The sequence below is a fragment of the Psychrobacter sp. P11G3 genome, assembly GCF_001435845.1.
Taxonomy (GTDB): Bacteria; Pseudomonadota; Gammaproteobacteria; order Pseudomonadales; family Moraxellaceae; genus Psychrobacter.
Genome location: NZ_CM003596.1, coordinates 3208615 through 3222748, shown reverse-complemented (window position 1 = coordinate 3222748; position 14134 = coordinate 3208615). Strand labels below are relative to the sequence as shown.

At 44.7% G+C, this 14134-nt stretch carries 12 protein-coding genes and 1 tRNA gene; 5 read left to right on the top strand and 8 right to left on the bottom strand.

Features of this window, described 5'->3' with window-relative positions; translation table 11 throughout:
- Window positions 1-29: 29 nt before the first annotated feature.
- On the bottom strand, window positions 30-2480 hold the full coding sequence (locus AK824_RS13075) for a penicillin acylase family protein (protein WP_057762200.1): 2451 nt from the start codon (window positions 2478-2480) through the stop codon (window positions 30-32).
- 334 nt (window positions 2481-2814) lie between these two features.
- Here AK824_RS13075 and AK824_RS13070 point away from each other — a divergent pair, with 334 nt between their 5' ends.
- Window positions 2815-4395 (top strand): YifB family Mg chelatase-like AAA ATPase, encoded by a 1581-nt coding sequence (locus tag AK824_RS13070; protein WP_057762198.1) that lies wholly within the window; start codon window positions 2815-2817, stop codon window positions 4393-4395.
- Between the two features lie 50 nt (window positions 4396-4445).
- Here AK824_RS13070 and AK824_RS13065 read toward each other — a convergent pair whose 3' ends face one another.
- Both AK824_RS13065 and AK824_RS13060 read right to left on the bottom strand, forming a co-directional pair.
- Complete coding sequence (locus AK824_RS13065; RefSeq protein WP_057762196.1) at window positions 4446-5129, bottom strand: phosphoglycolate phosphatase; 684 nt, start codon at window positions 5127-5129, stop codon at window positions 4446-4448.
- A 121-nt stretch (window positions 5130-5250) separates the two neighbouring features.
- Window positions 5251-5748 carry a DUF4385 domain-containing protein gene (locus AK824_RS13060; protein ID WP_057762194.1) on the bottom strand — a complete coding sequence of 166 codons (498 nt, stop codon included), beginning with the start codon at window positions 5746-5748 and terminating at the stop codon, window positions 5251-5253.
- An 80-nt stretch (window positions 5749-5828) separates the two neighbouring features.
- On the opposite strand from AK824_RS13060, the gene AK824_RS13055 reads away from it, so the two are divergent.
- Complete coding sequence (locus tag AK824_RS13055; RefSeq protein WP_057762192.1) at window positions 5829-6311, top strand: hypothetical protein; 483 nt, start codon at window positions 5829-5831, stop codon at window positions 6309-6311.
- A gap of 124 nt (window positions 6312-6435) precedes the next feature.
- Here the strand turns inward: AK824_RS13055 and AK824_RS13050 are convergent.
- Together AK824_RS13050 and AK824_RS13045 are read right to left on the bottom strand one after the other, a co-directional pair.
- Window positions 6436-6511 (bottom strand) — tRNA-Phe (locus tag AK824_RS13050).
- A 122-nt stretch (window positions 6512-6633) separates the two neighbouring features.
- On the bottom strand, window positions 6634-7056 hold the full coding sequence (locus AK824_RS13045) for a hypothetical protein (RefSeq protein ID WP_057762190.1): 423 nt from the start codon (window positions 7054-7056) through the stop codon (window positions 6634-6636).
- A gap of 375 nt (window positions 7057-7431) precedes the next feature.
- Here AK824_RS13045 and hisB point away from each other — a divergent pair, with 375 nt between their 5' ends.
- The 3 genes from hisB to AK824_RS13030 all read left to right on the top strand — a co-directional run bounded on the left by hisB (window position 7432) and on the right by AK824_RS13030 (window position 9494).
- Window positions 7432-8097, top strand: coding sequence for an imidazoleglycerol-phosphate dehydratase HisB (hisB, locus tag AK824_RS13040; protein ID WP_057762189.1), 666 nt, complete (start codon window positions 7432-7434; stop codon window positions 8095-8097).
- A gap of 188 nt (window positions 8098-8285) precedes the next feature.
- The gene (gene hisH, locus AK824_RS13035; protein WP_057762687.1) at window positions 8286-8921 is read left to right on the top strand and encodes an imidazole glycerol phosphate synthase subunit HisH; all 636 of its coding nucleotides are present in this window, start codon (window positions 8286-8288) and stop codon (window positions 8919-8921) included.
- Window positions 8922-9104: 183 nt separating this feature from the next.
- Window positions 9105-9494: a hypothetical protein gene (locus AK824_RS13030; RefSeq protein WP_057762188.1), complete on the top strand. Its 390-nt coding sequence runs from the start codon at window positions 9105-9107 to the stop codon at window positions 9492-9494.
- 22 nt (window positions 9495-9516) lie between these two features.
- Here AK824_RS13030 and AK824_RS13025 read toward each other — a convergent pair whose 3' ends face one another.
- The 3 genes from AK824_RS13025 to AK824_RS13015 all read right to left on the bottom strand — a co-directional run bounded on the left by AK824_RS13025 (window position 9517) and on the right by AK824_RS13015 (window position 14123).
- A complete protein-coding gene (locus tag AK824_RS13025) occupies window positions 9517-9984 on the bottom strand; it encodes a hypothetical protein (RefSeq protein ID WP_057762186.1) in 468 nt (155 codons plus the stop codon).
- A gap of 32 nt (window positions 9985-10016) precedes the next feature.
- Window positions 10017-11354: a valine--pyruvate transaminase gene (locus tag AK824_RS13020; protein WP_057762184.1), complete on the bottom strand. Its 1338-nt coding sequence runs from the start codon at window positions 11352-11354 to the stop codon at window positions 10017-10019.
- A 126-nt stretch (window positions 11355-11480) separates the two neighbouring features.
- Window positions 11481-14123 carry an ABC transporter permease gene (locus AK824_RS13015; protein WP_057762182.1) on the bottom strand — a complete coding sequence of 881 codons (2643 nt, stop codon included), beginning with the start codon at window positions 14121-14123 and terminating at the stop codon, window positions 11481-11483.
- Window positions 14124-14134 lie beyond the last annotated feature (11 nt).

Below are 14134 nucleotides of genomic sequence, written 5' to 3'. Positions count from 1 at the left end.
ATACTTTTATATCTATCTTTCTGTTAAAGCTATTCTCTTAGCTGAATAGTATTACCAACAGCCTGATCGCTGACTTCAGTTTTGCTAAAAGGTAAGCGTATCCAGTCTTTAGCTGAGTAACGACGTGTCTGATCACGATGATAAGGTCGAGTGCTGTCTGACGCTTGAGAATAAGCCAATAACGCCTCTACGATTGGGCCTTTACTGTCAAAAGTAACCGTCTGCATGTATGTAGGGCCATTGGTGATTGGCTGATAAGTACCATCTTCATTTAATCCAGGACTTTGAGCAACGTTAAAGATACCTTCACGTCCTAATCCACCATGCATAGGAATCTTCTCATCGTTATTACCCGCATCGATGACATATTGTAAGTCTGCTAAAGACGCATCAAGCGCTATATTCTTTTCATTAAAGTAAGTAATAGCATCTCCTAAAGCTTTGCGTGTGCCATCATTAATGATAAGACCACGAGGTGTGTTGACAGGGTCATTGATATCGAATTTTATGCTAAATGCATCATCCGTCGTTTCCGTAAAGTTGACCTTACGCCAAAACTCTCTAAATACATGAGCGCCTTTACTATCAAGGTTATTACGGCGGTCCCAATTACTTAGAACATCACAGGCTTGAGCAGCATCGATGGTGCCACCACTTGTCAAAGGCAAGGTAGAATTGGCTCGGCAATCTGCTAATACATCATCTAATACAAGCTCAGCAACATAGCTGCGGTTGCCATAAACGACGTCTTGCATATTATCTAAATTAAAGGTATTTCCTCCAAGTTGGTCTTTATTGCTCAATCGATCTGAAATCTGCGTCAGACCCATACGTGAACGCATGAGTAGTGGCACACCATCTACTGCATTAGCGCCCAAAAATGGTGATAAGCGACGACGTAGGAGCGGTGAGAATCCAGTCAGTGGTTGTTTTGGATTGCTCAACCAATAGCTGTCATTTGAGTTGGCGACGTAGTCATCACGGATTAAGAAAGGTAGGTTTGAGCGTCCAAAAATACCTGCTTGTGGTGAGTCCTCATCATTGCCCCATTCACAGGCAGCGGTAGCACCATTGAGTGCTGGCAAGTCTGATGCAATCAATGCGCCAAGGAACGGGCCAGCATTGGCACTACAAGATTCTAGCTGTTGTTTAGTGACATGCGGTACGGTTGAGATATCGGCATATAGAGCTTTGCCGTAGCGATCAGTGGCAATAGTATTGACGAAGCCCAGACCAAGCGTATCCTGCATTCTATCGACCAAATCTTCAACACTGGTTGCTTTATTCATGCTGCGCCATTGATTCAAGGCACGTGGATTCTCAGATGCAGCATCGCGAATGGTATAAGCTAGGTTATTATCACCCCAGTTAGGTAGTTGACCGTTCAGTGCCTTTACATTCAGCATAGGCCCATACTGTGATAAATAGATAGGACGAACCAACGTTTGATTATTTGGTAATTGAATGGTCACATCGACTTGTTCAATATCACGCTGCTCAAATACACCTTCACTATTTTGATAATTGTATTTCATAGGATTACCATTCACCAAGCTAAGCTGATAAAGGGTAAATCGTTTGGCTGTAGAGACTGTATGACTCCAAGCCACATCCTTGTTGAAACCGATATTGATGAATGGTTGGCCTTGTTGAGCAGAACCCATTACGTCAATCTCACCTGGTAAGGTTAAATGAAACTCATAAAAGCGTTGCACCCCTTCCCATGGTTCGTGCGGATTACCATACAAGATACCACTTTCCGTACCTGTTACCTCGCTGCCAAATGCATAAGCATTACTACCGCCTTTCATCGCATTGATTGTAGAGTCATCAAACTCCACTGCTGGCTCTGGGCTGACAGTACGCATTCTACTGCTGTTCATAATCGTATTCTGAGCAGGAGGTGCTGCTGCCACGATCGGTTTAACAAAATTAGACAAGCCGCCGCGCAAGTTTGCTTTGCCGTAGACAGTTAACAAGTCATCAATCGTAATCTCACGTACCCATTCGGCACCAGCACAGTCAGGATTGATATTATCAACACCTGTATCACGTAGATACCGGCTATAGCCAGCAGCGTAGCCTGTGACAGCATCAATAGTCTCGGGGTCCTGAGCGGCTAAGAAACTAGCACGTCTCTCTGGGGAGTTATACCAAGTATAAAATATGTCGCTTGCCACATCGCCTTCATCGCCTAGGTACAGCATACTTTGACCACTGGCCACGACGATTTCACGCGCCAGTGAGCAGATGTTGTCTTCGGCAAAAGCATAACCTACGCCGTAACCTAAACCTTTATAATCATTGGCTGTAATATGTGGTATACCGAACTCAGTACGCTGAATATCTGCTGAGTAAGTTGGTGGGTCGAACGTTGAATTGTTATCGTTGTCTCCGAAACAACCAGATAGTCCTAGAGAGACTGCCACTGTGAGTAGCGCGAGCCTAGGCACACGCTGATTAAGCATATCAATGCTCATAAGCTTATCCATCCATGGTTAGTTGGTGTGTATAAAGCCGTAGAAAACAGCAATCACCGAGCTTTATATGATCAATAAAATCCTTTTATTGCCAATGCTCTTTCTGACCTTAAATGTCTGATATGGATTTGAATTTATTGGAATATCTAGCTGTAATTGAAACTTCCAAAAAGCTTTAGATAAACTGTAAACTCAAGTCAAATAAGACAAAGCATAAGAGCATTTGCTCATCATATAACAGTAAATAGTATCTACACCAGCAATAAAATACGACATTTGCGCGTTGATAAATAATACTTTATTATCAATGACACTCTGTATTAGGAAGATGCTGATGTCGTTTGCCCAAGTCTATACCCGTTCGGTGGTTGGTCTGCATGCTCCCAAGGTCATCATTGAGGTGCATCTATCGCAAGGACTACCTGCATTGACCATCGTTGGCCTACCTGAGGCCGCCGTGCGTGAGAGTAAAGACAGGGTACGCTCCGCCATTCTCAATTCAGGTTTCCAGTTTCCTAATCGCCGCCTCACGATTAATTTAGCCCCTGCTGATCTACCTAAAGATGGCGCGCGTTTAGACTTACCAATTGCTATCGGTATACTGGCAGCAAGCGGACAGCTTGAGCCAGAGGTGCTATCAGGATTTGAATTTATTGGCGAGTTAGCGCTCAATGGTCAATTGCGACAAGTAACTGGTAGTTTGGCAGTCGCACGTGCAATCAAAGCTGAGAAGTTGGCGTTAGCATTGTCGCAGTTAGCAGCGAGTGACCAAGGACAAAATAATTCAGATACCTCGCTGCAGACAACTCCGCAACTGATTGTACCGATTGATAATGGTCGTGAGGCCAGCCGCGTTGATGGCGTAACGATACTAGCTGCTCAGAGTCTAAAAGCAGTTTGCGACCATCTACAGTCGCTCGTTGACCCAAGTGCAAACTATGAGAGTTTAGCAGTGGTGCAGCCAAGTCTTGCTCAGAAGCATGTCGGCTATCAAGTGGATTTAGCTGATGTCAAAGGACAGCACCATGCTCGGCGCGCGTTAGAGATTGCCGCTGCGGGCGGTCATTCATTGTTATTTACAGGGCCACCAGGTTCTGGCAAGACGCTTATGGCGTCACGATTGCCAACGATATTGCCAGATTTGAGTGATGAGGATGCGCTAGAAGTTGCCAGTACCTATTCTGTCGCAGACAGTGATTATGACTATGGGACGCGGCCATTTAGACAAGTACATCATACGATATCAGCTGTAGCATTAGTCGGTGGTGGTTCACGGCCAAAACCGGGCGAGATTACGCTAGCTAATAAAGGCGTATTGTTTTTAGATGAATTACCTGAGTTTGATCGAAGCGTACTGGAAGTATTGCGTCAGCCGCTAGAAGCCAAACAAATCACGATTAGTCGCGCTAACTCTCAAATGACCTTTCCAGCGAATTTTCAACTGGTCGCTGCGATGAATCCTTGCCCATGTGGTTATGATGGCGATACATCAGGACGTTGTCGCTGTCGACCTGAGCAAATCAAACGCTATCAAGATAAGTTATCTGGGCCTCTCTTAGATCGTATTGACTTACATATTACCGTGCCTGCGTTACCGATTGCCGATCTGCAAAATAGTCAGGTAGGTGAAACCTCTAAGCAAGTACGGGCTCGCGTAGTGGTCGCGCATCAGCATCAAATGCAGCGCCAGCAAAAGGTTAATAATGAGCTTAGCCCTAGCGAAATCGATGAATATATCCAGCTAGGCGACAATGAAAAGCAGTTATTGCAACTTGCTCAGCAGCGTCTGAATTTATCAGCACGTGGCTACCACCGAGTATTACGAGTAGCACGTACAATCGCGGATTTGGCTAACAGTACCAATATCAACAGCGCCCACTTATCTGAGGCGCTGAGCTATCGCAGTAAAGCGTAATCTCTGTTTGAGCAAGTTACACTATGATGATTTGATAAATTCTTTATAGACTAAACTCTATCTTTCATAATCCAAGCAACCAAGTCAGCAAAGTGGTCAAATGCTTCGGTCGGGTTTAGCTCTCGAATATCTTGCCCATAGTTATAGCCATAAGACAGACCGAGCGTGTCCATATTGGCGTTCTGTCCAGCCAACATATCGTTTCTAGAGTCCCCAATCATCACTGACTGCTCGACACTGACATTGAGAGTCTCACAGACGTGTAGTAGGGGCGTTGGGTCTGGTTTTTTGACAGGCAAGCTGTCGCCGCCCATCACTTCGCTAAACAAATCCTGCCAGCCAAACGACTGCAATATCTTCGGCACAAATCGAATGGGCTTGTTGGTGACTAAAGCAAGCGTATAGCCAGCTGCGTGCAACTTTTTGAGTCCGTTATCGACATCTGGATAGGCAACGGTTTTGCTACCACTGAGGTTTTGATAAGCCTCAAAAAATATTTGCTCTGCGTGATCAGCTTCTTCGACCGTTAGCTCACCCTCTGCTACTTCTACTTTACCAACCAAAGCGCGCTCTACGAGCAGTCGTGAACCATTTCCTATCCAGTTCCGTATCATCTCGATAGGGTAAGTGTCTTTGCCCAATGTGGTTAGCATGGCGTTGGTGGCGTCGGCCAAATCGGGTACGCTATCAATGAGCGTTCCATCAAAATCAAAAATTAAAAGCTGCTTATTCATTATTCCTCACTATTAAAAATCGTTATATTTATTATATTGGCCATACCTTAGCACAGTAGCGTTTTGAGACCAGTCAATTTAGTTTATCTGTTGTGCTTAATGTCTTGAGCATTAGCATCTATTAGACATCTTTATAGCGTTCACGATGTTCTTTCTTCATTCTCAAATAATCTTCGTTCTCACGACATTCGTCCCATTTAACTTTAAAGATCCGTGCAGATTCTGCTTTGACTGGGTCTTCCTCTTGTCGTGGCAATTCTTCGCGGCCATGGGCGCCGCTTTGACCTTTTTTATCATCAGGTACCGCGCCTTTATATTTTTTACCGCCTTTATGATTGGCATAGCGACGAGCACGGGTATAGCCCATTTGGATAAACTTGCGCGCCATATCTGCGCCGACGAAGTCATCATCAGCCAAGTAATCTAAAAACATCTGATAGATAGCTTCACTGCTTTCGCGGGCGATGTCGGGAGTCGCAAAACGCCAATGGGGTAAAATCTCAGACTTATAAGGCTCTACCAGTAATACGCCTTGCTCACCGCGACCGACACGGTACAACTCAGGCTGAGCGCGCAAATCCAAACTCTTATAATCCAAGTCGTAATCAAACTCTCTCATATCTATGACCTATTATTTTTATCTATTCGTATATGGTTATTGAGTATACTTAGCCAAGCTGTTTAGAAAAAAGCACAAAAATGTTATGCAACCGTGACAGTAGGTATTTAGCATCAGAAGCGATGAGTGAAAATGGTTATGGTAAAGTCAGCTATGAGACATATGAAGGCTATGAGTATGATGAATACAATGCTACGAGAGATGTTATGTTGAGAAATAAGATAAGTGTCAAGAAGCCGAGCCGCTTGCTATTGCCTAAAAACATACTGGTGGCATGGCTATTGCTAACGACAAGCATACTAGCCAATACGACTGCCCACAGCGCGTGGTTTGAACGCTTAATTCCGCAAGGGGAGACTTATACGGTACGCGAGATAGATCGCGATTTGGCATTCGTGATAGATGGCTTTATCTATGATGCGCGTACGTCTTGTTTTTTGGCAGTAGGCGACCGAGTGATATTCTTTGAGGGGCGTCACGGTATTGATTACCGCGCAACTATATACGACTTGGATTCGCGTGAGCGCTGTAATTTACTATTACGTGGTCGGTTGTACGAATAGTGGTCGGCTATACGAATAAGAGCAAAGTATGAATAGAATAAACGCTAAAGAATACGGGAAAATTTAAACATAAAAAAAGCCCCGAACATCGCTGTTCAGGGCTTTTTAGAATTCTATTAACGAATGGTGGCTCGAGGCAGGATCGAACTGCCGACACACGGATTTTCAATCCGTTGCTCTACCTACTGAGCTATCGAGCCGTCTTCGTTGAGGCGCTATTAAACTAAATATAGGCTCAGCTGTCAAGCAATTTTTGCATTATATCTGATAAAAGACGATAAATAATTAGATATTGGCAAAATTAACCATTTTAGCGTTCAGTTTAGTCTTTTACACGTAATAGTTCGTACTCACTCATGATACGGTGAATATCAGCGTCAGCAGGGACAAATTCACGTACGCCTTTTCTAACTTCGCAATCATAGACCAGTTTAATAAACTTGGCATCGATAGCACGTTTACGATTCTCCGGATGCACCGTGAGATATTGTAGGCGCTTAGCATTGGTCTGACCATCATCAAAGCAAGCGACCGCAGCGATAGGCTTATCATTGAACATCCCAACATACAGATACTGTCCACGTTTAAACCCTTGCTCAACGATATTTAATACCTCGAGACCATCAGGCTGTGCATCATCACTATCGTACAACGCTTGCAAGCGCTCTTCTAGCTCATTGTCGCGAGCAGGTTTTTTGATAAGTGGCGCATCCAAACTATTAATGGCGATCGCTTCTAAAGGCATAGCAGTTCCTATAAATAGAGGGTTTCTATAGTATAAATTAGCAGTATGAGGCAGCACGATGTCATAGCGTGTAGTGCCGTAAGTAAGGGTCTTCAAAGTCAGCGCGAGTCATGATTGATAAAACTGAACACACTATTTTAGCAGAATGAGGTGATTTTGTGCGTGGTTTACCGCTTGGTCATGGCAGTAAATGTTAGGGTTTGCTATGATGAGGCTATATAATATTTAGTATGTATCAGCCCTAATATGTTGATATCTTTTGTATATATCATTTTCTGCTAAGGTCTGTCCCAGACACTAGTAAAATATTTTGGGCAGGTTTTCGCCTTATTTATTGACCGCTTTTCACTGATAAAAAACTGATAGAGAGTAGCCATGACAGCCAATGCAACGACGACTGCTGCCACACCTGAGCAAACTGAGTCAAAAAACGTAAATCTATATGGTCGCCCTGAACGTATCGCGACCGTTGAACGTATCACTGCCGAAACGCAAATCACCTGTACCGTTAATTTAGATGGTACAGGTAAAGGTGTGGTAGACACTGGTGTGCCATTTTTGGATCATATGATTGATCAAATCAAGCGTCACGGTTTATTTGACTTAGACATCAAATGTACCGGTGATACCTTTATTGATGACCATCATAGCGTCGAAGACACTGGCATTACCCTTGGCCAAGCGTTCAATAAAGCATTGGGTGACAAAAAAGGCATTCGTCGTTATGGGCACTTTTATGCGCCGCTAGATGAGTCATTGACCCGTGCTGTCGTCGATCTGTCAGGGCGTCCTGGTTTGCATATGGATATCCCATTTACGCGCTCGCACGTCGGCCGTTTCGATGTTGATTTGTTTAGTGAGTTTTTTTACGGGTTCGTCAATCATTCATGGATGACGGTGCATTTGGATAATCTCAAAGGCAAGAACAGCCATCATCAGATCGAATCAACCTTTAAAGCCTTTGCTCGTGCGTTACGTATGGCTTGTGAGTATGATGAGCGTGCGTTGAACACCTTGCCATCGACCAAAGAAGCTTTCTAAGGCGCATTTAAGGCTCTTCTACGGTGTCAGTCAAGCTTGGCGTACTAGTTGTACAGCCTGCGCTTGACTTCCTTGTAGCAAAACCTTATCTACACCCGCGATAATAGAAAAGGCCATAGCCAACAATATAAATGGTCAATAATATAAATAGTACAGTAGTCAAAATATTTAAAAATGAGAACCAATCGATGACTAAAGTAGCACTATTAGATTATGGTATGGGCAACCTGCATTCTGCTAGCAAAGCCCTATCGGTAGTCGGGGCAGAAGTCTCTATCACCAATGATCCAAAAGTCGTCGCGGCGGCTGATAAGATCGTCTTCCCTGGTGTGGGTGCGATGCGTGACTGTATCGCTGGTATGCATGAAGCAGGAATTGATGAGGTCATACGCCATGCAGTTTTTAACAAGCCCGTTATGGCCATCTGTGTGGGCATGCAGGCGTTGTTTGAGCAGTCAGCTGAAAATGGTGGCACGGACTGTTTGGGCATCTTAAACGGCACTGTAGAAGCATTTGACCCTACGTGGAAAGACAAGCAGGGCGCAACGATAAAAGTACCGCATATGGGCTGGAATACTATTAGCGGCATGGATTTTGACCATCCGCTATGGCATGGTATCGAAGACAACGCGCATTTTTACTTTGTACATAGTTATTACTGTGAGCCTGCTGATAGCTCACAAGTGGCGGCGGTATGTGATTATGGCCAACCGTTCTGCGCCAGCGTGATCCAAGACAATCTATTTGCCACCCAGTTCCATCCAGAAAAGAGCCACACCGCTGGCTTGCAACTGTTAAAGAACTTTGTAGAGTGGAATGTGTAAATAGTTGATAAATGTGAAGTGAATATTTAATTTAGTAGAAGGTAGATTATCAATTGTATAATCTGCCTTTTTTATACTCAGTGATCACTTTGTAGCTGCTATTCTTTAGCTATTATAGTTTAGCCATCATGGTTTAGTGATACGCTCAGTTATTTTCTACTCGCTTATATTTGGAATATCTCAGTGGATTTTACTGCCTTTAAAATGAATGTTGTGGAAACAACGGGCCTTGCCAAAGATGCTTTACATATCTATGTCGGTGTCGGTATTTATCTGCTGTGTCTGGTTGCGCTGCGTCCTATCATCAAAAGCCAAGGTATTCGGTCATTTATCGCATTGATTGTCGTAACTTGCATTGCGCTGTTGGGTGAGTATTTAGACAATCGAGATATGATTGAATCGCTTGGCTTGGCAGGCTTGAGCCGTGATCAGATACTCGCGAGTATCCGCGATTTGATTAATACCTGTATGCTGCCGTACGTGCTCTTTGCGCTGAATAAGTGGACGACTATATTTCGACCAACCAATAAATCGACTTCATTGACCAAAGGCCATAAAAAAACGGACTATTAGTAAGTCCGTTTTTTGTTGTACCTCAAAAAATATTTAGTTTATTGCTTGAGGAGAGGAACAAAGCTAATACCACAGCAATTATCGGCAACACCAGAAATTTACTCCATCCAAACGGCAAAGCATAAGCCAGTTTCGGGTAAAAAGGGCAGACATAGACAGCTATTCTGTCTTCTGAAGTTATCGAATTCGCTACTGCCTTTCTAACTCCGTTTTCACCAAAACTACGCACCCCTCCAAAAGCATTCAGTAATGTGCTGGTATAAATGACACCTTCGAACTCATATTGATACTTAATAAAAAGCTCATGCACATCATCCAGATAAGAGAATTTGGCAGAAGTAATCACTACTCTTTTGCTTAAAACCTTTGAATCTACTTTTGGAAAACATAAAAATATAAAGTCAGTTATGATCGCTATTAAGATCCATACCAAAAAAATAGCTGAAAATATAAATATGCCATAGAGTAAAAATATTGGGTACATAGCCATCAGACTCTAGGTTTATATGTTAGCTATATTTATTAGCTATTAGCTTCATCATACAACTCACGTACCACTTCACCAATCGCTTTGATACCATCAGAGAGTGTCTGCTCGTCAGCAGCGATACTCATACGAATACACTCGTGTGCGTGCTGATAATCGCTAACATCGACACCAGGGAAGAAGTATTCGCTTGGCACAATAAGCGTGCCTTTTTCTTTGAGGCGTTCGTATAGCTCAAGGGTGCTAATCGGTAAGTCTTTAAACCACAACCATAAGAATATCGCACCTTCAGGCTTATGAATGACCAAAGGATAATCACCCAAGGCTTCTTTTAATAGCTTGACCGCAAGGGTGGCCTGCTTTTGATAAAACGGCTTGATGTCGTTATCTGACAATTGCTTGATACGGTCATTTTCTACCAGTGGCGTTGCAATCGCTGCACCAAAGCGTGTCGGCGCTAGATTGACCACGGCATTCATTGCGCTGACCGCTTCAATTACTTTGGCATCGGCCACGATAATACCCGTACGCATACCAGGCAAACCAATCTTCGACAGGCTAAAGCACAGAATCGTATTATTATCCCAATTCAGGTGCGCGTCAGAGTAGATGATGTTGGGGAAGGGCATACCGTAGGCGTTATCGATAATCAGCGGAATGTCATAGCGTTTGGCAATCTCGGCCAAATGCGCCATTTCTTCATCGGTCAGCACATTGCCCGTTGGATTGGTCGGGCGTGAGCAGCAAATCGCACCGATACGACCTTCTTTTAATGCTGGCAAGTTCTCTAATGCATCAAAATCGACACGATATTTAAAGAAACCTTCCTCGCCATCATGCGTCACTTCATCGATATGCGGTAATACCGCGGTGAAATGTTGACCTTCCACATGCACATCGCTATAGCCAATATACTCAGGGGTCAATGGCAGTAGAATGGACTTGTCGATAGATTGGTTCTTTTCATCTTGACTGTTTTCATCAACGAAAGCACCACCAAACAGATTAAATAGATAGAAAAACGCATTCTGTGAGCCATTGGTCAGAGCGATGTTTTCTGAGGTGAGGTTCCAATCATAATGACGGTTAAAGAAGCCAACCAACGCATCGATAAAGGCGGCATCCCCTTGCGGATTAGAGTAGTTCGCCATACTGATAATCGCGCTACTATTGGGTACGCCTGTATCATTATCAACACCTAGCGCCTTATATGTCTCCAAAAATAACTCATTAACGGCATCAATTTTGGCAGGATTACCACCGCCCAGCATGTTGACTGGCTGATCGCTTTTTAGCGCATCGCCTAGATCGTCCATCAATTGTGAGATGCCAGTGGGCTGAGTAAATTTTTGACCGAACTTTGAGAATTTCATAAGGCTACCATGCTATTTGGGAAGGTGTTAATGAGGTATAGGCACGCATACCCCTAATGATAATATGGGCGTTAGTATAGCAAATAGTCAGTTTTAAACGAGTTGGAATCGTAAAATAAACTATTGCTAAATCATCGCCCTGACCCTTGCCATAATCCCGCGTCCAATCACCAATCTCACATAAATAATGGCAATGGCAAACAGCAATACGACTAACGCCGCACCGCCAATCGCCAAGCTCGTCCACGGCACACTAAATTGTAAATTAAACCACTGCGTGATAGCAGCCCATGCACCAACGCTAGCGATAACAACGGCAAAGGTCGCTGCGCTAATACCAAGCACGCCCAATTCTAAAATATTGAGCATATACAGGTCACGCTTTTGCATACCGAGCAGTCTAAATGAAGCGCTGTCTTTCATACGATCTTGCGAGGTAGACAGCAGCGAGCTGATTAGCACCATGACGCCAGTGAGTAGGGCAAGCAAGGTGAATACATAGACCAAGCGGCTCATTTGTACCACCAGCTCTTGAATTTGTTTCGCAATAGCAGTGCCATCGATCGTAGTGACAGCAGGGAACTCGCGTACCAGTTTGCCTTGTAGTTCTGGAATGGCATCTTCTGATACGTGGGCAGTAGCAAACTGAATCTGCGGGGCAGCGGACAGCACGGACGGCTCAAATAAGAAATAGAAATACGGACTTGGGCCACGTTCATAGCGCGTGCGAATACTGGTAATTTGCCCGATGATTTCGATACCTTGAATGTTAAAACGCACCTGATCGCCCATACCGACATTGAGCATACCTGCGGCAGTGTCCAAGATAGACAAGGGTTTGATTTGTTCGTTTGTCGCATCGATAGGCGTATATAGCGCATCATCTGTGAGCGATTCAGTGATGTATTCAGTATCCATGACCGTATCTGCATAGCTTAAGTTAAACACTCGCGTAGGATCATCAAACCCATCAGCAGGCTCGATATCTTTTGCCGCCACATCATTTGCCGTCTCTACACGCGCACGAATGACGGGATAATAAGTGACAGGCGCTTCAATGATTGCATCAATATCGTCATGTTGATCGCTCTGCACATCGAGCAAAAACAGATTAGGCGCATCTTCAGGATAGGCGTTGATAAACTGCGCATTGATACTGTGATTGAGTGTCGTGATAAGCGTCAGCACCGCTACCGATAGTGATAAGGTGACAAAGAACAACGCCGATTGGTTGCCTTTACGCGCAAGGTTATGGATGGCAATACGCTGCATCCAACTGACCTTGGTATTACTCGCTAACTTGTTAAGCAGCCAGATCCACCCACGCGCCAATAGCCAAAATATCGCCACAAAGCCAATCAAGCCGCCCAATAACTGCGCCCCTAATGACAGCGAACCTACTTCATAGGTAAAGAAAGCATACAGCCCTGCCAGCACCAAGCCATACCATAGTAGCGGCACACGTCGATACCAAGGCAAATTTTGTGTTTGCGTATTCGCCCCTTGATTGAGTAGGGTAGCGGGTTTGGTTGTATTAAGCGCGCTTAGACCACGCTGTGCAATCAGTAACGTCAGGGCTAAAGCAATGAATATGGTCTTGATCGCACTGATTGGATTGATGGCGAGACCCACGTCGGCAGGCAAAATAGCTACGAGATAAGGTTGCCCGATTTTAAGCAAGCCCAAACTCAGGACAATCGCGGCAACACAAGCAATGGCGGTGGTAACGATAAGCAGTTGATAATAGCTGCGCTTGAGTGAACCAAGTGGCTCGCCGAGCGCCAATCGAATGGCATTATTGGATTGCTGCTTGCTGACAAAGGCGCTAATGACGCCGTACATGGCGACGGCAGAGAGTAGCAATACCGCAATGACCAGTAATTTTAAGAACATCAATACATTGTCAGAGATACGGGACACAGAGGTATCTTCGGACTGGGCTTCAGACAGCTCGATATCAGGATAATTGGTCAGAATATCTGTGAACGCATCACGCTGCGTCGTGATCAGCTCGGGATCACCTGCTATCTCAATACGGTAATTGACGCGGCTACGTTGACCGAGTAGGTTGGTGGCTGCCAAGGCATCTTGTTTCATCAACACCCGCCCACCAAAACCAAACGCGGTCAAAGGTCGGTCAGGTTCTTTGGTCAGCACATCACTGATGGTAAACTGCGCATCACCAATGGTGATACGGTCGCCGACATCGGCCTGTAGACTACTGAGCACTTCTGGCGCGACGATCACACTGTCAGATGTTAGCTGATCCCACAGCGGCTGTCCCGAGGCAAGCTCTGCTGTGCCGTATAAGGGGTACGACGGCGAGACGGCTTTGACGCTGGCAAGCAAGGTTTGCTCATCATTGACCAGCATGGCGCTAAACTGATAGTCATATACCGTCTGTGTATTAGGGATAGTTTCTACCTGTGACAATACTTCGCTTGGCCAGTCTTGCTTACTGTTTAGGATTAGATCCCCACCAACGAGCGCGCGCTGATTGTCATTGATGTAGCTATCGACAGACTGCTGCACCGAGTCGAGGGTCAGGTAGGTTGCAAGCGACAAGGTCAAGGTCAGTAGAAACAACACAGGATATACCCAGCGCTGCCACCAGCTACGGCTGAGTGCTTGCGAGCCTAGATTTTGAAAACCTAGAGTACGGGTAAATAGTTGACTAAGGATGCCGCTAGGATAACTGGACTCTTGATGCATACTGGTAGCAGTCTTTTTTGTATCAGGCGATTTGTTGTCTGTGGGCTTACTATTCATTAAGATACAAT